The sequence below is a fragment of the Olavius algarvensis spirochete endosymbiont genome (genome assembly GCA_900608495.1).
GTDB lineage: Bacteria > Spirochaetota > Spirochaetia > DSM-2461 > DSM-2461 > UBA2779.
Genome location: UWYT01000194.1, coordinates 85,853 through 105,876 on the forward strand (window position 1 = coordinate 85,853; position 20,024 = coordinate 105,876).

Annotated in this window: 17 protein-coding genes and 2 pseudogenes; 12 read left to right on the top strand and 7 right to left on the bottom strand. The window is 44.9% G+C overall.

Features of this window, described 5'->3' with window-relative positions; all coding sequences use genetic code 11:
* Window positions 1-439: 439 nt before the first annotated feature.
* The 7 genes and pseudogenes from rpsB to S1OALGB6SA_RS06035 all read left to right on the top strand — a co-directional run.
* Window positions 440-1,198 (top strand): annotated as a pseudogene (gene rpsB, locus S1OALGB6SA_RS10635) (30S ribosomal protein S2); the annotation flags it as partial.
* Between the two features lie 531 nt (window positions 1,199-1,729).
* Window positions 1,730-2,548 (top strand): annotated as a pseudogene (gene tsf / locus S1OALGB6SA_RS11060) (translation elongation factor Ts); the annotation flags it as partial.
* 27 nt (window positions 2,549-2,575) lie between these two features.
* Window positions 2,576-3,118 carry a ribosome recycling factor gene (frr, locus tag S1OALGB6SA_RS06015; RefSeq protein ID WP_037563512.1) on the top strand — a complete coding sequence of 181 codons (543 nt, stop codon included), beginning with the start codon at window positions 2,576-2,578 and terminating at the stop codon, window positions 3,116-3,118.
* On the top strand, window positions 3,118-3,825 hold the full coding sequence (gene uppS, locus S1OALGB6SA_RS06020; RefSeq protein WP_037563514.1) for a polyprenyl diphosphate synthase: 708 nt from the start codon (window positions 3,118-3,120) through the stop codon (window positions 3,823-3,825). Before frr ends, uppS begins: the two co-directional genes overlap by 1 nt.
* The gene (locus S1OALGB6SA_RS06025; RefSeq protein WP_124032865.1) at window positions 3,822-4,655 is read left to right on the top strand and encodes a phosphatidate cytidylyltransferase; all 834 of its coding nucleotides are present in this window, start codon (window positions 3,822-3,824) and stop codon (window positions 4,653-4,655) included. Before uppS ends, S1OALGB6SA_RS06025 begins: the two co-directional genes overlap by 4 nt.
* Complete coding sequence (gene rseP, locus S1OALGB6SA_RS06030; RefSeq protein WP_037563518.1) at window positions 4,656-6,002, top strand: RIP metalloprotease RseP; 1,347 nt, start codon at window positions 4,656-4,658, stop codon at window positions 6,000-6,002.
* A 6-nt stretch (window positions 6,003-6,008) separates the two neighbouring features.
* A complete protein-coding gene (locus S1OALGB6SA_RS06035; RefSeq protein ID WP_124032866.1) occupies window positions 6,009-8,075 on the top strand; it encodes a WD40 repeat domain-containing protein in 2,067 nt (688 codons plus the stop codon).
* A gap of 19 nt (window positions 8,076-8,094) precedes the next feature.
* Here the strand turns inward: S1OALGB6SA_RS06035 and dnaB are convergent, their stop codons facing one another.
* The 5 genes from dnaB to rpsF form a co-directional block, all read right to left on the bottom strand.
* On the bottom strand, window positions 8,095-9,441 hold the full coding sequence (gene dnaB, locus S1OALGB6SA_RS06040) for a replicative DNA helicase (protein WP_306766987.1): 1,347 nt from the start codon (window positions 9,439-9,441) through the stop codon (window positions 8,095-8,097).
* Window positions 9,442-9,450: 9 nt separating this feature from the next.
* Window positions 9,451-10,032: a 50S ribosomal protein L9 gene (gene rplI / locus S1OALGB6SA_RS06045; RefSeq protein ID WP_037563522.1), complete on the bottom strand. Its 582-nt coding sequence runs from the start codon at window positions 10,030-10,032 to the stop codon at window positions 9,451-9,453.
* An 11-nt stretch (window positions 10,033-10,043) separates the two neighbouring features.
* Window positions 10,044-10,349 (bottom strand): 30S ribosomal protein S18, encoded by a 306-nt coding sequence (rpsR, locus tag S1OALGB6SA_RS06050; RefSeq protein WP_037563524.1) that lies wholly within the window; start codon window positions 10,347-10,349, stop codon window positions 10,044-10,046.
* Between the two features lie 72 nt (window positions 10,350-10,421).
* A complete protein-coding gene (locus S1OALGB6SA_RS06055; protein ID WP_037563526.1) occupies window positions 10,422-10,871 on the bottom strand; it encodes a single-stranded DNA-binding protein in 450 nt (149 codons plus the stop codon).
* A gap of 6 nt (window positions 10,872-10,877) precedes the next feature.
* Window positions 10,878-11,171, bottom strand: coding sequence for a 30S ribosomal protein S6 (gene rpsF / locus S1OALGB6SA_RS06060; RefSeq protein WP_037563528.1), 294 nt, complete (start codon window positions 11,169-11,171; stop codon window positions 10,878-10,880).
* Window positions 11,172-11,300: 129 nt separating this feature from the next.
* On the opposite strand from rpsF, the gene S1OALGB6SA_RS06065 reads away from it, so the two are divergent.
* Window positions 11,301-11,804 (top strand): hypothetical protein, encoded by a 504-nt coding sequence (locus S1OALGB6SA_RS06065; RefSeq protein WP_037563530.1) that lies wholly within the window; start codon window positions 11,301-11,303, stop codon window positions 11,802-11,804.
* Window positions 11,791-12,189, top strand: coding sequence for a phosphoribosyl-AMP cyclohydrolase (gene hisI, locus S1OALGB6SA_RS06070; protein WP_052080199.1), 399 nt, complete (start codon window positions 11,791-11,793; stop codon window positions 12,187-12,189). The genes S1OALGB6SA_RS06065 and hisI overlap by 14 nt, the downstream gene beginning before the upstream one ends.
* A 737-nt stretch (window positions 12,190-12,926) precedes the next feature.
* On the opposite strand, the gene S1OALGB6SA_RS06075 is transcribed toward hisI, so the two are convergent.
* Window positions 12,927-13,997: a 3-deoxy-7-phosphoheptulonate synthase gene (locus S1OALGB6SA_RS06075; protein ID WP_037563532.1), complete on the bottom strand. Its 1,071-nt coding sequence runs from the start codon at window positions 13,995-13,997 to the stop codon at window positions 12,927-12,929.
* A gap of 218 nt (window positions 13,998-14,215) precedes the next feature.
* Between S1OALGB6SA_RS06075 and ilvB the strand changes: the two genes are divergently transcribed.
* From ilvB to S1OALGB6SA_RS06090, 3 genes are all read left to right on the top strand, one after another.
* Window positions 14,216-15,919: a biosynthetic-type acetolactate synthase large subunit gene (ilvB, locus tag S1OALGB6SA_RS06080; RefSeq protein ID WP_037561858.1), complete on the top strand. Its 1,704-nt coding sequence runs from the start codon at window positions 14,216-14,218 to the stop codon at window positions 15,917-15,919.
* Complete coding sequence (gene ilvN, locus S1OALGB6SA_RS06085; RefSeq protein WP_037561857.1) at window positions 15,919-16,419, top strand: acetolactate synthase small subunit; 501 nt, start codon at window positions 15,919-15,921, stop codon at window positions 16,417-16,419. Before ilvB ends, ilvN begins: the two co-directional genes overlap by 1 nt.
* A gap of 132 nt (window positions 16,420-16,551) precedes the next feature.
* Window positions 16,552-17,562, top strand: a complete 1,011-nt coding sequence (locus tag S1OALGB6SA_RS06090) for a hypothetical protein (protein WP_037561856.1) — start codon at window positions 16,552-16,554, stop codon at window positions 17,560-17,562.
* A 366-nt stretch (window positions 17,563-17,928) separates the two neighbouring features.
* Here the strand turns inward: S1OALGB6SA_RS06090 and S1OALGB6SA_RS06095 are convergent, their stop codons facing one another.
* Entirely contained in the window at window positions 17,929-19,884 is a 1,956-nt protein-coding gene (locus S1OALGB6SA_RS06095) for a hypothetical protein (RefSeq protein ID WP_037561855.1), read from the bottom strand.
* Between the last annotated feature and the right edge of the window lie 140 nt (window positions 19,885-20,024).

Sequence of the window (20,024 nt, forward strand, 5' to 3'; positions counted from 1 at the left end):
TTGAAAAATCGGGCGATAGTCAAAAACATACAGGTGCATTATATGCATATCAGTTCCATTTTTTCCAGCGTTTTTTTAGGGAACCAAAGTCGAAGAACCCGGTCTGCACCGACGAACGGGAACCGGACCGGAGAATTATATTCAAGGCGGGAAGTAAACCCAAAGTTCATTTCCTTTAGTGGAGATGGGTTCTGCGCCCATGGGCTTGCCATTAAGCCTCCTTTGTGACACCCTAGTTCGACCGTCCATATTGGGCAGGTTCCGGTGTGACGTGTAATGACAGCAATACTTCGATATCGAAACGACATCATGATGAACGGGAAGGTGTCTTCGCTATCATAATCTTTCCTTGCAGTGTCGATTCAAGGCCTGGAAGGCGGACTGTATTGCTTCAGCAGAGTCACTTCCGGGTGTAGCAGACATTTAATGAGGAGGCTTCATGGCAGTTGTAACCATGAAAAATCTGCTGGAAGCAGGTGTGCATTTTGGTCACCAGACACGACGTTGGGACCCCCGGATGAAGAAATACATCTTCACAGAACGAAACGGAATTCATATCATCGATCTTCAGAAAACGATTATCGCCATCAAGGAAGCGTATGACACCGTTCGCCATAAGGTATTGGAGGGTAAATCCGTGCTGTTTGTTGGAACGAAGAAACAGGCCCAGGCCTCGATTAAGCGCGAAGCCGAGCGCTGTGAGATGTTCTTTGTCAACAACCGTTGGCTTGGCGGGATGCTCACTAATTTTTCCACAATAAGAAAATCCCTGCTGCGCTTGAAGAAAATGGAAAAAATGGAGGTGGACGGTACCTTCGAGCAACTCACAAAAAAAGAAGTGGCGTTATTGCTCAAAGAACAAGGTAGACTCGAAAAAAACCTAGGGGGTATTGAGAACATGTCCAGTCTCCCGGGGGTGATGTTTGTGATTGATACACAAAAGGAAGCGATAGCGGTTGCAGAGGCTCGTAGAATGGGAATCCCAATTATTGCCGTTGTGGATACCAATTCCAACCCCGAGGGAATTGATTATCCCATACCTGGAAACGATGATGCCATTCGCGCTATCAATTTGTTTACGCAGGTTATCGCAAATGCGGTAATTGAAGCCGATAACGAACAGGGCCTCAAAGTAATCGAGAATTTACAGGACGATGAGCTTGCTGGAAGTGCACTCATTGACGAGCAATCAACCCTTGAGCTTATCGATCAATACGATGAAGATATCGACGAACACGATGACTACAGACTCAGCAGGCCTTCTCCGCCGCTGGAAGTCTCAAATAAAGATGGAACAGAGTTAGCTGACTCTGTTCCAATAGACGATTCCAACACCAAAACAGCCCTCAGAGACTTCATCTCTGAAGAGGACTTCGAAAACAAAGTTCCTATAGAGAAAATTAGTGAAAAATCGCAAGCCCCGGGAAACGAAATCACTGACACCAAATCCACCAATATGCCTGAGGTTTCCGGGGAAGAAACCGATGCCGAAAAGGCAAAAACAATCGTTACCGAAGTCACAGTTAAAGAATCAATAAATGCGGAAAGTGAAGTTTCCTCCGTGGAACAGACTGATGAATTGCTGAACAAAAAAAATTCTGCAGCCGATGAATCCGCTGAAACAACGCCGGTGGGAACACTTGAGGCAGAAGGAATTGTGGAACAATCGACAAAAGATAAGACTGGCGATAAGAATGAAGGAGATATGAGCAGCATATACCAGGAAGTCAAAAAGCTTCGCGCCAAAACCGGCGCCGGAATGCTTGATTGCAAAAATGCGCTACTCAAGGCGAATGGCAATATTGTGAAAGCGGAGAGAATACTGAAGGAGCAGGGACTTGCTAATGCCGATAAGCGAGCAGGTCGTTCAACAAACAATGGAAGAGTGTTCACCCTCATTGCGGATGGGAAGGCCGTCATGGTTGAGCTAACCTGTGAAACGGATTTTGTGGCAAAAAACAGTGTGTTTCGTGACACCGGAGAGAAGATTTCGAAAGCCATCCTGCAATCAAAATCGATAGAAAAAAAACAAGAATTGGAAATAATGGTAAAAGAGGCTATCGCGATTCTGAAAGAAAACATGCTTCTTGGCAGAATAGTGCTGTGGGATTTCACCGAAAACGAACTAGTTGCGAATTATTCCCATAACGAAGGGCAGATAGGAACTTTGGTGAAACTCAGCTGTGATTCTCAGGCAACCGCATCGAGAGATGAGGTAAGAGAGTTGTCCTTCAACCTTGCCATGCATGTCACTGCATTCAATCCGCTCTATCTCAATCACGCCACCGTGCCCCCTTCTTATCTCAAAGAGCAGGAAGAAGTGTTTGCCGCTCAGGCAAGGAATATGGCTGATAAACCGGAAAAAATCATAAAGGGAATCGTCGCGGGAAAGCTAAAAAAACACCTTGCGCAGATCTGCTTCGAGGATCAGGGTTTTGTCAAAGAAGAGAAGAAAACCGTCAAAAAAGTTGTAGATGAAACTGCTGAATCCTGCGGTGGTACAATTGTGATAAGCGACTATGCTTACATCGGAGTTGGCCAGGAGTAGACTTTCGATAACACGAAGGAGATAGTTATGGACGATTTAAGAACAAAAGCCGAAGAGAAAATGAAAAAGAGCATAACTTCGCTAGAGGAAGAATTGAACTTCCTTCGTTCGGGGAGGGCTTCAGCCGCCCTCTTTGATAGATTGCGCGTTGACTACTACGGCACGCCAACTCCTCTCAAACAGCTGGCGAATATCTCGATACCGGAGGCACGGCTTATAGTTATTCAACCCTTTGATAGGAATTCGATTGGAGATATTGAAAAGGCCATTCTCGCTTCTGAACTCGGACTTAATCCTGGAAACGATGGGAAGTTAATCCGAATCAGTATCCCTCCTCTCAATGAGGAGCGGCGCAAGGAATTAGTGAAGAAAGTGAACGCACTGGCGGAAAATGCCCGAGTTTCAATTAGAAATATTCGCCGAGATATAAACGAGCAGATTAAATCCGGTAATTTCACCGACGACGAACAGAAGAAGGGCACGAATACAGTTCAGAAACTGACCGATTCATTTGTAGAGAAAATAGCGGCAATTGTGGAGGCAAAGAAAGAGGAGATTATGGAAATCTAATGCCTTCCGATAAGCAACTACTTCCAAAACATGTTGGAATCATCATGGATGGAAACGGAAGATGGGCGCAAAAACAAGGTCTCCCTAGGACGAACGGGCATAAAGAAGGACTTGAAACTGCTAAGAAAATTGTGGCTCATACTTCAGATTTGGGAATATCTTATCTATCGCTTTTCACATTTTCCACCGAAAACTGGCGGAGAGCCGAGGAAGAAGTTAATTTTTTGTTGGAATTGATCAAGAAACACTTGAGGAAACAATACGATTTCTACCGGGAACGAAATATTCGAGTTATTCATTCTGGGGATTTAGAAAAACTTCCTTTAATTGTACGCGAAGAAATTTTGCTTGTTGAATCAGATACAGAATTATTTGACGGCATGATAGTGAATCTGCTGATAAACTACGGTGGGCGAGATGAAATTGTCAGATCAGTCAAAGAATTTATATCAAACGGTGGTGACGCCGGCACTTTGAGTGAGGAGAGTATCAATTCCAATCTGGATCATCCTGAGCTTCCTGAATTAGACTTATTGATTAGAACTGGAGGGGAAATTCGTTTAAGCAACTTCCTGATTTGGCAGGCCGCATATGCGGAATTATATTTTTCAGATACTTACTGGCCTGATTGGACCGCCGAGGATTTGGATGAAGCGATACTAAGCTATCAGGAAAGACAACGGAGATTCGGTGGAACAGTGCAATGAACAATCTGACGAAACGCCTTTTATTGTTTTTTATCGGAATTCCACTATTATCCGCCATTGTGTTTTTTATTCCTCACTATGGACAGATTGGAACGATAATTCTAACCGTGATCACGGGAATTGTATGTGGTTTTGAAATGCGCACGATGCTATCTAGAATTGCCAAAAAGCTCCCTTTGTGGGCTGTTTTGATTCCCGGACTATGGCCCATTCTGGCCTGGCTCATAAATATGGAATGGATACCTCCGATATCGTCAACGCTTGCACTCTTAGTAGGAATAGTATGGGCTCTCTCTGATTCTGTATCAATTAGCAAGACGGAGTTCAGCGTCGGCATTACGAGAATGGGCACCAGACTGCTAATGGTTTTGTATCCTGGCTGGTTTCTCTGGTGGGTTGGCCGGCTTACATGGCTTGAAAATTCCAATCTCATCCTCCTGGTATTCATTTTAGTCATATTTTTAAATGATTCTTTAGCCTGGTTTTTTGGAGTAACGATTGGAAAGCATCGAAATGTTTTCCGAGTGAGCCCGAATAAGACTGTTGAAGGATTTTCTGGTGGGATTCTTTCCTCGGTTTTAGTTATTCTGACTGCTGCCTATGTTTTACCCGAGGTTTTTCCCCAACCAAAATGGCAGCTTATCTTGTTTGGACTCGCTGCCGGTTTTTGTGTTACGGCGGGCGATTTAGTGGAATCCACTATTAAACGGGCTACGGGTGTGAAGGACTCGGGAAAAATCATTATGGGCCGAGGCGGTATGCTGGATTCCATTGATTCGGTTTTGTTTACAGCGCCGTTATTCGTTATCTTTTTTCAGGTTACTACTTAGATGTTTGACAGCATTTTCGAAGTCTTTCTCGGCATAATAGGGCTTTCCGCAGTTGTGCTTGTTCACGAGGGAGGACATTATCTGACAGCCAGACTAAGTGCAATCAGAGTCGAGGTGTTCTCGATAGGATTTGGACGTCGCCTATTTGGATTTAAGAGAGGAAACACGGATTATAGATTATCAATGATACCTCTTGGTGGGTATTGTCGATTTTACGGGGAAAAATCTTTTCGTAAGGCGCTGGATGAGAAACTCAAGGAAATACCAAAGGCTGAAGGAGAATTCTATAGTAGTTCGCCCCTGAGTCGAATACTTGTCAGCGTATCTGGACCGCTGGCGAATTTAATTTTCGCCATTCTCATTTTTACAACTATTTCGTGGGCTGGATACAATGAAGAGTATGTAGAACCGCGGATTATACTGCTTTCGGAGTGGTCGGACGATGGCTCAATTTGGCCGGCCGATCATTCTGGTTTGCAAAGTGAGGATTTGATAGTTCTCATAAACCAGAAGCCGATCAAGGCCTTTCATGAGTTAAGACCGCTACTTGCCTTCAAACCAGATGAACAAATAGAACTTACCGTGGAACGAAAAGGGCGGACTATACCCATCGACATTGTTCCCACGTTGGACGAAGAAACCGGGTTTGCCATGATTGGCGTTTTAGCCTGGGTGGATCCTATTATTGCTTCGACATCGGCAAGTAACAGCTCTATTGGACTTCAAGAAGGTGACAGAATCATCCGTGCAAACGATATTGAAATTCCCCACAGCGTCGCCTTATATAAGGTGCTGGAAGATACCGAAGCTGTCCATCTCACTGTCTTGAGGAAGGGGAGAGAAGTTACGTTTAATTCCCTATCGGCAAAGGATCTTAGCGCTGAATTGTCGTTTCAGCTCAGTTCCAGCCGGAGCGAATCAGTGAATTTTTTCCAGGCGACGGTGAGTGGATTTAGAGAAACCTTCCTGAATCTGAGCTCCACTCTCCGAGCCATAAGAATGCTTTTTCTCGGAACTAAACCACAAAATGTGGTTTCTGGTCCAATAAGGCTTATTTCAGATACTGGCGCGATTGTCGCCGAAGGATTTCGAGGCGGGTTTGGTCCAGGCATGCTCTGGACTTTCGAACTTCTTGCGATAATTTCAATATCTTTGGCATTTCTCAATTTGCTTCCGATTCCTGTTCTAGATGGCGGTCAGATTATTCTATTCATATTCGAACTACTGCAGCATAAACCTATCGGTCCCAAAACGATATATAGATACCAAGTCATAGGTACAATAATTGTGCTTTTTATCGCTATGGCAGCCATTGTCAATGATATCATTCAGCTAAACAACCGTTGACAGAGTATGAACTGTAGGCTGGCAATTCTTTTCCTCCTTGTTGTTGTCCCGCAGCATATTGTTTCAGCCAAGTACACTCTTGTGTTGCAACGAGGACACAGCGACATCCCAGTGGCAATTAAATGGCACAAGAAATCAGAAGTATTGGTTTCCGTGGGTGAAGACGGATTCTTAATTGTAACCAAACCCAAAGATAGAATCGTGCTTCATCGTTTCCATGTAACGCGGGGACGAATTTCCGATCTCGATATCAATCAATCAAATGAGCAAGCTGCAATCATATATTCTGAAGATGGCTTTTCCACTCTTTCAGTATGGGATTGGGGAAGCGAGAAGATGGTTTACGAGCACAAATTTGACAGGGAGCTGCTTTTTGCCACCTGGTCGACACTTGGAACTTACCTGGTACTTGGAACTCTTGGATCGCCCAGCATAATAATGATTGATGGCATTACGGGTCGTCGGCTGCTAAAACTGCAAAACCTCCCCTCATTGTATAACAGCGGATATATTGGTTCGACTGAAACTGTTTTGATGACATATACAAATTCCGGCTTCATTCGTTACTGGGACATCGACACCTCGGAATTGAAACACTCCGTGAAAACTGTTTCCAAACTTCGTGGCTTGTCCGTGTTGCAAAACGAATCCAAATCAATTCTTTTCGCTTATCAAAACAATGCTTTGATTCTTCTTAATCGCCAAACCGGTTATGTGCTAGCTCGCTTAGTTATATCCGGGTTGAGTGATGTTGCAATTGATGAATCGACAGGCGAAATCGATGCCATTGCTTCAACCACCAAGGGATCAATGCTGCATAGGTATGAAGTTCGGGACAATGAGTTTATTCCCCGAAGTACCGAAGGAATTCATCCGAATCTCTTGGAGTTGGATGATTCACTTCAACCTGCGAAGGTTCTTCGGGTTAGCGGGACTACTTACATGATATCCAGGGACGGATACATAGTTGTAGAAAGCGCCGAAGGGTTTTCAACGCTAATAGACGATCGATTATGGCAGCCTGATTCGTTTGCCTTTTATGATGACTCCATCAATGTCGCCGGCGGTGGGAAAATACTGAGTTTTACCTCGTCGTTTTTTTCCAGCGATTCCGGGGAGGACATCAATGCTTTGACCAATGTCACCCAGAAAGTGTATTTTTCGAAATCCAGCGCGGAACACACGGGAATCCACATTCTTTCGAACGGTGCTTTCTTGCTTTGGGACAAGGATTTTTCCGACAATGGCAATGGTATAAGACTCCTCTATCCTTTGATATCAGACACCGAGTTCTTTTTCCCAACCACCAATAAGATTCTAAAATGCTCACCTGTTGATGAAAACAGAATTCTAACTGTCGACAGAAAAGGTGTTGTAAATATCTTGAATCCAAAAAATGGTACACTGTTATTTGAGTATTCTTCTTTTGATAACCTAGATGCGGCATATTCAGTGCAAGGCGAGTTTATTCTTCTCGGACGTTCGTCCAAAGGTAGTGTCAACACTCCACTCGAGATGATTGATATGTATTCGAAAGAAGCGATTCCCGTGCCAGATAAACGATTCATGGTCTATCGCATTGAAGCGGGGCCCGCAAGTATTTACACAGTCGGGATGAGGAAAACCCCTTCGGGTGAGGTCGAAACCAGCTTGCTTCGTCACGATCCAAAACGAATTGAGCGTTCTAAAGTTCTATTGCAAGTCTCTGGTGAGGTTTTGAATGCCATCGTTTTGCCACACCCAGGCGGTAAAAGTGTTTATACAAATCTGGGTGGCAAGGTCTTGCAGATTCTAGGAAATAAAACTATTGCATACGAGCATGCGAAATCAATTGCATTTCTACAAGCCCATGGTGGAAACCTCTATGGTTTGGATTCAGATGGTGCTTTGTTGATTTGGGATAGTATCGGAGGCATGCCGATTCTAAGTGTCCATTTCTTCGATGATGGATCTTGGGTGGGCATCTCTGCAAATACGATTTGGGCCTCTGCCAGAGCTATAGATAAGTTTGTAATCCTCGAAGATGGGAACGTAGTAGACCCTCGATTGGTCTGTGAAATACTGGGGAGTTGATTCCACTTCAAGAGCTTGCTTAATAATCTTGCAGATTCTCGAAGCGGGCATAGTGCGGAATGAATGCCAATCGCACCATGTCTGTGGGGCCGTTTCGCTGCTTCGCAACTATTAAATCGGTTTTAATGATAGATTTGCTTTCTCGATCAACTTCATCCTCATCGAAGCTTCGTTCTCTGTGAAGGAAAAGCACCACATCCGCATCTTGTTCAAGAGCTCCCGATTCTCTAAGATCGGCCAATGATGGAGTTTTCCCTTCGGATTGTCTTCCTACTTGAGAGAGAACCACGATTGGGACATCAAGCTCTCTTGCCAGCGCCTTCAAAGATCTGCTAATTTGTGATATCTGTTCGTGCCTTTCCTGTTTGGTGTTTTCCGGGGAGACTAGGCCGATATAATCTATGAAGATTATTTGAACACTGTACTTGCTCACCATCTTGCGAGCTAGAGAGCGTAAATCCAGAAGTGGGATGTTGGGTGTATCTTGGAAGATGAGCGGTGCATCGTAAATACGCCCGGCAGTATCGGTAACAATCTTATTGAAGTCTGTAGATTTGAGAAGGCCTGTACGCAAGCTATTGGAATTGATCCTGCTTTCAGCCGATACAATTCTCAACATCAATGAGATGGCAGACATCTCAAGAGTAAAGAAACCACAGGGAATTTTGTTTCTAATGGAGATATTTGTGGCCATCGATAATGCAAAAGCGGTTTTGCCTATTGAAGGCCGTGAGCCAATTATTATCATTTCAGATTTCTGAAATCCGCAGGTAAGTCTGTCAAGCATATCAAATCCGGAGGGTATGCCAATATAGTTTCCCTTGGTTCGAAATCTATCCTCAATAGTTGAGACAGTTTTTCCAATTACTTCTTGAGCGGATTTCAACTCCCCCCTACTCTGATTGTCATTTAAATTGAAAATGGATTTCTCTGCTTCTTCGATGATTAGGCGGGATTCCAGGGATTCGTTATGTGCATCGGAGATTAGTTGATAAGCGATGTTGAGAAGAGATCGTCGTACGCTGGCATTTTGAACAAGTTTCGCATAATAGGCGACATTTGCTGTCGAGGGGACTCTCTCGGTTAGGGAGGCCACATAACCCAGGCCCCCTGTTTTATCTATATTTCCAGAGGCGCGCAACTCGGCAGTCAGTGTCAGAAGATCTACACCCTCCCCCTTGTCCTTGAGAACTGTGATGGCTTTGAATATTAAACGGTGTGCCCCTTTGAAAAAATCTTCCGCGCGGACAAATTGCTGAACCTCCTCCAATAAATCTACTGAGAAGTTCAAAAGCAAGGCACCCAAGGTTGCCATTTCCGCCTCTTCGTTATAGGGAGGAACAGAATCCTTTAAGGCGCCTTCCACCAATACCGCCTAATTCTCTTCGTTAGCCTCGTTCGGTTTGCTCTCTTCTGCATCCTCCACCTTAACCTCAGAATGCTCAACAGTCTTGGCATCCAGCGAAGCCTCTGCTTCACTTCCCGATGAACCCTTTTTTGGTTGTTTTGCACCGGCTGGCGCCACGTTAACTCTCAATTCGGCCAGCTGTTCACCATAAATCTTGATTTTCACGTTGTGAATTCCAATATTTCTTATTCCCCCATCCGGGAGTTCAATCTTCTTCCGCTCTATATTTATGCCGTGGGAGAGAAGATAATCCACAACTGCAGTAGAGGTAACCGATCCAAAGAGTCTGCCCTGCTCGCCAGCAGCAGCCATGATTTCCATCTCCATCGCCTCAATTCTGGTTTTCAAACTGGCAGCATCGGTTGCTCTCTCGGCTTTGCGGCGATTAATCGCCCGTCGTTTTTGCAGTAATTCCATTTTCGTTGCCTTGCCATACGGCACTGCAATCTTTTTCGGAATTAGAAAGTTGCGAGCATATCCGGGTGCCACGTCTTTTACATCACCTTCTTCACCTAAATTAGGGACATCCCTATAAAGAATTATCTTCATCCAGATCTCCCTTACTTGCTTGCGAATGGCAACAAGGCTAAGATGCGCGCACGTTTTATTTCACGCGCTACAAACCTCTGATGCTTGGCGCAGGTTCCGGTTATTCTTCTAGCAAGAATTTTTCCACGCTCGGTTGTAAAACGCCGAAGAGCTTCGGAATCTTTGTAGCTCGCGCTAGTCTTGCCCGTACATATCTTACAAACTTTTCGGCGAGCAAAATCTCGTTGAGAGCGTCCCGTAGCAGGAGCCCTATCCCGCAATTCCGAATATGTTTGATCGTCACCCAAGTCTATGTTGTTTTCTGAGTAATCAGCCATCTTCTTGTCTCCTGTTATTATGAACGATAAACGGTCGACCCGCAATTGCGTAATCGTTCTCTCTCCCTGTCGTTAGAATGGAATGTCATCTTCAAAGCTGGTTGGAGGAGGCCCCTTTTGAATGCCAGGTTGAGAGTCTGATTGTGGTGCGCTATCTAAGCCGCTCGTCCAGCTTCCACCCGTATCTCCTCCGCGACTGCCAAGCAACTGCACATAGTTTGCGTCTATGACAATTTTTGATCGTCGAGTGCCATCCTGAGATTCCCAACGATCTTGACGAAGCTGTCCTTCGACGCCCACCTGTTTTCCTTTAGTCATATAGTTTGCTATCGCTTCACCCTGGCGTCCGAAAACAGTGACATCAAAAAAGCTGGCTTCCTCTATCCATCGATCGTCTTGCTTGCGATTTCTATTTACTGCTATCGAAAACTTCAATAAGGAATAACCGCTTTGAGTGTAGGATAGTTCGGCATCTCTGGTTAAGCGCCCAAGAAGTATAACTTTGTTAATATCTGAAGCCATTGTACCTCATCTAATCGATTCTTTCGCCTTCAACACAAAAAGATGACGCAGTAGACCTTTTTGAAGTTTCAGAGCATCTTCCAATTTGGGCAATTTATTCCGCTCGAGTTCAATATTGAACAATCGATAGCACCCTCTGGTTTCCTTACCTATCTCGTAAGCAAGTTCCCGGACACCTAAATCTTCTTCCGACTGTATTTCGGCTTGAAAATTTTTGAGGATACTCTGAACGCCCTCAATACTCGATGCATTTTGTCCCTCCTTCACAGTGAAGGCGCAGACCAACTCGTAAATTTTCATTAAATGTCCTCCAATCTCAGTCTCAACCTTATAATCAGAAAAGGAGACAAAGTACCCTACTTCGTAAAGTAACAAGCGTCAAGCAAGTGCTGTGAAGTACCGATAAGCATAATTGGGAGTTAGTCTAAATTGCCTGAAAAAACCCATTACGATGACAATATTCTTTTCCTACGATCCTTAATTCGGACTTTGCATGATGCGATTAGACTTAATGTGGATATCGAATACTTCGCAAATAAAATTTTGGAAGATATCCTTTTCATCAATTCCTCGATTGAAAAAATATACGATTCATTGAAGAAGAATTCTCTTCTCATCCGTAGAAATGTGTATTATCACTCTATAATGAAACTCAAGGAAGCATATGTACATTTCTTAAATGAACTGCATTCTACCAATGGGAGGTTTAGAAAAACTTTTGAGCATACGCGCGCTAATTTCAGTCTAATTCTGGAAAACAATTTGAAGGACCTTCAGGATATAAAAGACTTCATTGGTGGGACTGAAGCAGGGAAAGTCGAGGGCGATGCCATATCGCGAAGCGAATTGCATTATCTGATGAGTCCTATAGAAAATCCCTCAGATTCGTTGGATGAAACCGGCAAGTATACTATATCAGATGTCAAGCTCTGATTCTCAACCAGCTCTCATACCCAATTTTAAAAAACTTGGTGGATTAATACCGGTTATCACCCAGGATTACAGCTCTGGGGATGTGTTGATGCTTGGCTGGATGAATCTGGCAGCCTGGAATGCAACTCTTGAAAGGAGAAAGGCAGTTTATTGGTCGCGAACGCATCAAAAACTTTGGGAAAAAGGTGAACTTTCCGACAGAACGCAGTTGGTAAAGGAAATTCTTCTTGACTGCGATTTGGATACGGTGTTGCTCAAAGTTGAACAACTTGGAGATGCAGCCTGTCATACAGGTCGCCGTAGCTGTTTTTATCAAAGAATTACACGACATTCAGTGGAAATTGTGTCAGAACCCTTATTCGATCCGGAAGATGTCTACGATTAGGCTCTGGAAACAAATCCCGAAAGCTTACGAAGTGGAGAACTCTAGTTCGCCAGCTGTGCTAACGCGGTTAGAATTGCGAGTCTCTAAAACCTCAAGACCTTCTCATGATGCCCCAGTGTATGTGAGGTGTAGCCTGATTTTTCGACTCGATGTGCGTTTGCGACTATTAAAGCTATCGGCGACTATGCGATGGCCATTGATTTTGAATGATGCCACCTCTGTTTTATAAGACAAATTCATTTGAACAGGGGACAAAGAGTCCACTATCGGTCAAAATAAGCTTATCCAATAACTGAGCTTGAGTTTCTGATCAACGACTGGTTTTCCGAACTTCCTGTGGTTTGGGTGTACTGAACTCCCACCGGGTTTTTCGAAAACGACTGGCTGGATGGGCGCGAAGGTTTGTTCAAGCTTTTCAAAACGACATCATCCGCGAGGCAGGTTATATCGCCATGCCTGAGCAGAAGACACATTCGGAGTGGCACTCAAGCAGCGTCAATAATGAGAAACAGGGTAAGAAGGGATGGCAGGACACGTCGTTCAAATATGGTTCGAATAAACTGACAAGGCAAATTAGTTGCCTTTGCCTGCTTGACAGGCCGGCTGGGTGTTGATGTAGGTGAGGCCAGCGACAAGGCGACTGTCCACCTTGGCTATGAAAAGCATAAATCTATCGGCAAGAGACCGCACATATGTCAACTTGTCATGCTGCGAGGCTAATACACATTCACGATGGATTATTTCTCAACCGTATCCTTGATTCTCGAAAATTCATTGGAAGCTTCAACAATCAATTCAACTGTCTCTTTCCATCCAATGCACGAATCAGTTATAGAGAAGCCGTATTTCAGTCTTGCGATATCTTTCGATATTTCCTGCCTACCCGGGTTTATATTGCTTTCCAGCATAATTCCACGCACCGACCTGCGACCGCGAGAAAGCAAATCCAGGGCGGCATGGAAGACACGGGCCTGCCTGACATACTTTTTACTTGAATTCGCATGAGAGCAGTCTATCAGTATTGAGGGTCTCACCCCAATATCAGCCAGCAGGTTTTCAGCTTCTTCTATGTCTTCTTCATAATAGTTCGGACCACTTGAACCTCCGCGCAATATGATATGAACGTTACGGTTTCCTCGTGTTTTAAATATGCAAGTCTGCCCTTCCTGATTTATCCCTATAAAGCTGTGACTGTGCCTCGCCGATTTAATCGCGTTAACTGCGATTGAGAGATTTCCGTCTGTACCGTTTTTGAAGCCAACAGGCATGGATAAACCACTGGATATCTCCCTGTGTATTTGAGATTCTGTGGTTCTAGCTCCAATAGCCGCCCAGGAAACAAGATCTGCAATATATTGAGGAATAATCGGATCTAAAACTTCTGTCCCAGCTGGCAAACCAATTTCACCCAATTTGATAAGAAGTTGCCGAGCGGTCCGCAGGCCCTTTGAGATGTTATATAATCCGTCCAGGTTCGGATCGACGACAAGTCCACGCCATCCAAGACTGGTGCGAGGTTTCTCAAAGTATACCCTCATTACAATTAACAGCGTATCGCTGTGTTCATCAGCAAGTTCCTTCAATCGTTTTGAGTAATCAATTGCAGCTTCCACATCATGTATCGAGCAGGGACCTACGATTATTAGCAAACGTTCATCTTGGTGGTTTATAATTCTTGAGATTTCATCTCGAAAATTTACAATCGACTTTGCAACACCGTCTTCGAGGGGAAATGCCGATTTGAGACAGTGAGGACTAAGCAAAGCTGTCTGTGACTCGATGTTTACATTGTATATTTCGCGGGTCATGGAGAAACTCTATGAGAAGTAATATACTACTGATGGTTATATTTGTTAAGATTAAGTATAGATTTAGAATGTGAGTTAATCATTTCACCTGTTTTTATCACTTCTTGAAAATTTCCACTGAAAGCATCGGTTATACTAACTAAAATTCAGATGATTTCAGATTTATTTGTCGCCTGATGACTTGAATCAAACTGCAATACCTGAGTATTGTGGCATTCATGATTAGAAAAATGAAAACAGCCGCCGAATTAATGCTAGATGTACTCCATCAAAGTGGCGTAAGCCATGTTTTCGGTATACCTGGGGGGAATTCCATCCCTATTTATGATGCATTAACGCATCATCCCCTTCAACTGATTTTAACACGGCATGAGCAAGGTGCCACTCATATGGCCGATGGATTTGCTCGAACTAGTGGTAAACCTAGTGTAGTATGTGTAACTTCCGGGCCGGGAGCAACTAATACTCTAACGGGTATTTTGACCGCCATGATGGACTCAATTCCCATGCTAATTATCACCGGCCAATCTATTACACCAAATATTGGACTTGATGCGTTTCAGGAAGCGGATGTTATGGGTATGTCATTTCCGGTTGTCAAGCATTCTTATCGGGTTTCAGACCCTCAAGATATTTCTCGCATAATTAGAGAAGCGCTTCACATAGCCACAACGGGGCGTCCGGGGCCGGTTCTAGTAGATATCCCGAAAGATGTTTCTGCCGCGATGGTCAATGTGGATATCGAGTGTGAGCAAGATTTGCCGGGTTATCAGGCAGCCCCGGAAATCAATATTGGTGAATTAGAATTAGCCGCGAATCTTATCAATGCGGCGCATAGGCCAGTAATTTTGTCTGGACACGGAGTTATTCTCTCGGATGCGTCTAAGGCGCTTATGGAAGTTGTGGAGAAAATGCGTATTCCGGTTACTACCACCCTATTGGGTAAGGGTGGTTTCCCGGATACTCATGAGCTGTGTTTGGGATTGCCGGGGATGCATGGAACCGCGTATGCAAATAAGGCTTTATGCGAGAGTGATTTGATTGTAAGCATCGGAGCTCGGTGGGACGACAGGATAACCGGAATACCTGAGAAATTCTGCACGAATGCAAGGAAAATTCATTTTGATATCGATCCAGTTGAAATCGGAAAGATTATTCCGGTTGATTGCGCAGTTATCGGAGATGCCAGGATGGCTTTGGAGGAACTGATTGCCTACCTCAAACCTGGTGAGTTGAAGTCCTGGAACAATAGAATAAGGAGCTGGAAACGCAGTTTCCCTCTCAAATATCGAAAGGAGGGCAAATTACGGGCACAGCACATCATTGAGGAACTGTCAAAGCTGGCAGGACCGGAGGCGGTTGTATGCACGGACGTGGGACAGCATCAGATGTGGGCGGCACAGTTTGTAAAAACGGATAAAGGCAAGAACTGGATAAGCTCCGGAGGAGCCGGGACAATGGGTTTTGGACTCCCCTCCGCAATTGGGGCTCAGCTGGCTAGGCCAGATGCGACGATATACGCCATAGTGGGAGATGGTTCATTTCAGATGACATTCTGCGAATTGGCGACAGCAACAATCAACAAGCTTCCTATCAAAATCATTTTGATGAATAATAGATATTTGGGGATGGTTCGCCAGTGGCAGCACTTATTCTATGATAACAGATTTACAGGCGTGGACTTGGTGGGCAATCCCGATTTTATCAAGCTGGCTTCAGCATACAATATCAAGGGATTCAGAGTAAAACGCAGTTCGGACGTTCGCAAAACTTTGAAGGCTGCAATAGATTGGAACGATGGACCCTGTCTCATTGAAGCCGTGGTTGAGCAGCACGACAATGTTTTCCCCATGGTCCCCGCCGGAGCAACGCTGGAAGAAATGATAATTGAACCTCCGAAAAGACCTCGAGTGGTATCGTGATGAAAAAAGCGATTAAACATACAATAAGTCTATTGGTTAGCAATAAGCCAGGTGTACTGACTAGGGTGGCGCTGGTGTTCGCTCGACGAGGTTTCAATATTGATAGTCTGGTGGTTTCCAAAGCTCAAACACCAGCTTTCTCAAGAATGAATATTGAGGCAACCGGTGACGAGCGAACTCTCAGCCTGATGATGGCGCAGCTCAATCGCTTAGTTGACGTTATTCGTGCCGTCGATCACGCTGGCGAAGATGTCGTGCAACGGGAACTTGCGCTCTTCAAGATAAAGTGCACTCCCAGAACCAGAACCGAGATATTGCAAATGGCAGATACTTTTCGTGGGCAAACGGTGGACATGGGCGATGACACTGTTACTCTGCAAATAACTGGAAAATCGACCAAGATTGAAGCTTTTCACACTATGATGAAGCCGTTCGAAATCATGGAGCTTGTTAGAACAGGGAAGGTTCTGATGAGTAGAGGGCGAGAATCGACTGCATAGTTTCGTGGAGTGTTGCGCCACAATCCATAATCGTTAGTTCGAAAAACATGTGTGAAAACAAGCTTCGTTGTTGTACTGTCTGCCACTCATATATGTCTTGTGATAGCCGATAAGTATATTTGAGGTATAAGAATGTATCGTTTGACTCTGGTATTTTTGTCTATTTTTCTGGGTTTGAATCTGACACTTTTTTCAAACGATGACGACCGCTTGATTAAAAAGATTGACCTTTTCGGAACGAAGTCTAACACTCCTATCGAAATAAGCAGTGAAAAGGGATGGATACCCCTCGCCGCAATAGATTGGGATTCGAGTGGGATAGAACAGTATTCGGGCCTGCAGGAAACTAGATGGCGCCTTCGTACTAATTATGAACACAGGCACGCCAACGGACCATCAACAATGCAGATTCGGCTAAGGGGAACGAGAATTGGTCCAACCTTTACTCATCCATGGTCGGAGGGAGCAGATAGGGAAGTAAATGCCTATAGCAACTGGTTCGAGTTTTCCAGTCAGAATATCGGAATGGACGGACGCGGCTACATCGAGGCCAGGTTGATTGCCCCCCCCCGCATACCTATGTCTGCAAAAATTTATTCGGTTATTCTGGAAGCCTGGGAAACGACGCCAAGTGAAAAAATGATGCCGGAAGTTCTACTTTCCTATGCGACGCCGCTACCTAGAGAAAGCCCGGCCGCTCCGGCCGACTCAAACGCGAAAAATCCTAGATTCAGTCCCTTTGCTGCGGAAAAATTTGCCCTCAGTTTCGTTGAGGCCTGTATCACTGGAGATTTCGCAAGATATTTCAACGCTCAAGCAAACCCGATTCGAATATTGGATAATGGAAAGGCTGTGGCAAAATATAAACAGAACCCTCCTAAGAAAATCGAGGAAGTTGGTACCCTGGAAGACTACAAAAGAATGTACGACTACAAATTGTACGATATCAATACAATTAACCAGCTTTTCCCCGAGTGGTTCGATGAGGAAAGACCATGGATTCCGGGTGAAAAATCGTATTTGTTCATGGGTCACTTAAACAAGAAGGATGAAGAATTGCGCCCTGAAATAGATTATCTGGTATTTCTAATCGAGGCAGATAAGGACGGCAATTGGTTGGTTGTGGGAAGGCCAGGCGATTAGTCCGAACGCCAATCTCGATATCTAAGCCGGGTTCATCCTTCCAATTTTGCCATCTATCGGGCTTTTGAATACCATTTGAACCGTGCGCTGGGTGCCTGTTTTGGCTCCGGTGCCAATGCAGCCGAGAATCTGCCATAAAGAATTCGTGAAAAGTGCTACCTGGTGTATTTGAGATTTCGCACTGGGATGTCGAATAAATCCGGGAGACACCGGCTACTGCCTCACCGGGCAATACCGTTTCTCATAGTGGCTCCAGGAGAAGTCAGTATAAGAATCGTGTCTTCCAATCTGTGCCAAAAAGTTCGGGCTGTCATGAATTTCAGTTCCATGAGTCACTGAATTCTCACCGTCGCTTACTCAAAATACTCAAGTGGAAATTCTGCAATCCGAACACAGTTTCCTGAAAGCTCTTCTGCTTCGCTCAAATCGAATCTGATCGGCAGGCAGAGCTTTCTCAATTTTGTTTAGGGCCTCGTAAAAGCCATCCCAGGCTCGCCGTTCCCTATGCCACAGTCTTTCCAATCCCTCTGCCTCGCCATCAAAGTTCGAAATCCATCTGGAAAGCCGGCTTCCCGCAAGTTTCAACACCTTCTCGCGAAATTCCGTACTACCACCATCCACAGTCAACAAATTAAGTGCCAGCTTAAGCAGGGCCAGCGTGGTTGGCATAGGAGTGATAAAACAACCAGTAAACGGGTCGATAATTTTTTTTATCCCCTTTTGGCCTCCGGGCAAGAATGAAGCATAACTACTAAATACGAAAAGACGTAACAAATCACCAACATAGGTGCCAGCCTTCGCCGCTTTTATGGCCTCGTTTGCAAACGCTTCCTTATCATGCCTCATAATCAAACCCGAAGCATGAACATAACGCAACGCCCTTTTTTTGCCATCGGAATCCAGAACCGATAAGATATAAGCCTGATCCTCCGCGCGTCCCACAAAAGTGGGTGTAAAGGGACGATAACGTCGCAGAGCGTCAAAGCGAATCCCCACGGTGCCGCCAGTGGCATGTATACGCTGAATCGCCTCAGTTACGCCATCCGGGGCATCCTTAGTACCATAACAAGTCATCAACTCCGCCCTGGTAGACACGGCCATTGGTCTCTGCTTGAAAAAAATCAGATCTTCCCCCCTGGGAATATTGTCCGGCCACATTATGTCCGGTGTAAAAATCCCATTCACGATATCCTTTTCATTCACCACGGCTCCAGCAATCAGGCCAAAATCAACCTCGCGTTCATTCCCGTCCACGCCGTGTGCTCCCCAAAGTCGCGTACGAAAATGCTCAAAAAAACTTTTACCTGTCTCTGCACACAGCTCATTCTGAGGAGCCACCTGATCCAGATCCAATTTGAAAGTCGCCTTAAAATCCTTATTCATCAAAACGGACCAAAGAGCGGGAAAGGCTTTCAAAAATGAATAGTGCCGCCCATATTCACCATCAACCCCAAAACACTTCTGCAACGATTCCAAAACATCGGTATTCCCCAGCCATGGCGCAAGAGTATCGACAATCCTCCTAGTATCCGACTCGGTAAAAGCATACACATCTAAACCGTTTAGCCTTCCCGGCTTAAGCTCGGCTAAGCGTGCTCGAAGCCATCGATGTGCCCACTCATGCAAACCCTCATGAGTCACCGAAACCGAAAGAAACACCGTAAGTCTATCCTCGGGAGACACACTGCCCCGCAGTTTCTCATATTTCAGCGCATCCGCAAGTCCACAAAGACCATAAACGAATTCATCGCTGGCTATCGGAATTCCAATGGGAATCGGATGATCATACCAATAAAGCTGCGGCTCATTCGACGCCTTCCTAGCCCCTTCAATCACCTCCGCAATATTCCCCGATTCCTCCTCCGCATCGCCCAAAGGTGGCGAAAGAAGAACATTGGAAGTGAAAACAATCTCACGCGCAGGATTCCCGATTGGTCTCTCGGCAAGTCTTACAATCTTTACCCGGCGATTTTGTCTAAGAAGAGAAATCTGCTGATGAGGGTCCTTATCCAAATACAGGGCTTCAGGGAAAAATGCCTTCCAAATCGCATCCGCAAGATCGGATTCTGTCCCCCTCGCATCTATAAGCCTTTCAAGTTCCTCAAATGCCTGGAATCTACCCAAATCTGCGGCAGCATCATATTCCGCGTAAATACGCTCCAATGCTCCTCGAAACGGAGGAACCAAATCATCATCGTTTCCTCCGCTTGCCAAAGTAGAAAGGAAATCCAGAGCGGCATTCGAGGGTCCATCTCCAGCTATCGTTTCATCCTCCCATAGAAAGGCCAGTTTGCGGTAAAAACTCCTTGCCTTAGCGCTCAAAAAATCAAGCCTCCAAAATATATTTCCAGTTGCGACTCACCTCAAATAGCTTGGTAAGGTTTTCTCATGTGGTCAATATATCAGTAAGTATGTTGGCTAAGACATTCCCTGGTCAAGCAAAATGCCAAAGCACCAGTTCC

Bases quoted from the DNA above. Each gene is read 5' to 3' on its own strand.
- frr (WP_037563512.1), top strand. From the start codon at position 2,576: ATGGACGATTTAAGAACAAAAGCCGAAGAGAAAATGAAAAAGAGCATA.
- uppS (WP_037563514.1), top strand. From the start codon at position 3,118: ATGCCTTCCGATAAGCAACTACTTCCAAAACATGTTGGAATCATCATG.
- S1OALGB6SA_RS06025 (WP_124032865.1), top strand. From the start codon at position 3,822: ATGAACAATCTGACGAAACGCCTTTTATTGTTTTTTATCGGAATTCCA.
- rseP (WP_037563518.1), top strand. From the start codon at position 4,656: ATGTTTGACAGCATTTTCGAAGTCTTTCTCGGCATAATAGGGCTTTCC.
- S1OALGB6SA_RS06035 (WP_124032866.1), top strand. From the start codon at position 6,009: ATGAACTGTAGGCTGGCAATTCTTTTCCTCCTTGTTGTTGTCCCGCAG.
- rplI (WP_037563522.1), bottom strand. From the start codon at position 10,032: ATGAAGATAATTCTTTATAGGGATGTCCCTAATTTAGGTGAAGAAGGT.
- rpsR (WP_037563524.1), bottom strand. From the start codon at position 10,349: ATGGCTGATTACTCAGAAAACAACATAGACTTGGGTGACGATCAAACA.
- S1OALGB6SA_RS06055 (WP_037563526.1), bottom strand. From the start codon at position 10,871: ATGGCTTCAGATATTAACAAAGTTATACTTCTTGGGCGCTTAACCAGA.
- rpsF (WP_037563528.1), bottom strand. From the start codon at position 11,171: ATGAAAATTTACGAGTTGGTCTGCGCCTTCACTGTGAAGGAGGGACAA.
- hisI (WP_052080199.1), top strand. From the start codon at position 11,791: ATGTCAAGCTCTGATTCTCAACCAGCTCTCATACCCAATTTTAAAAAA.
- S1OALGB6SA_RS06075 (WP_037563532.1), bottom strand. From the start codon at position 13,997: ATGACCCGCGAAATATACAATGTAAACATCGAGTCACAGACAGCTTTG.
- ilvB (WP_037561858.1), top strand. From the start codon at position 14,216: ATGATTAGAAAAATGAAAACAGCCGCCGAATTAATGCTAGATGTACTC.
- ilvN (WP_037561857.1), top strand. From the start codon at position 15,919: ATGAAAAAAGCGATTAAACATACAATAAGTCTATTGGTTAGCAATAAG.
- S1OALGB6SA_RS06090 (WP_037561856.1), top strand. From the start codon at position 16,552: ATGTATCGTTTGACTCTGGTATTTTTGTCTATTTTTCTGGGTTTGAAT.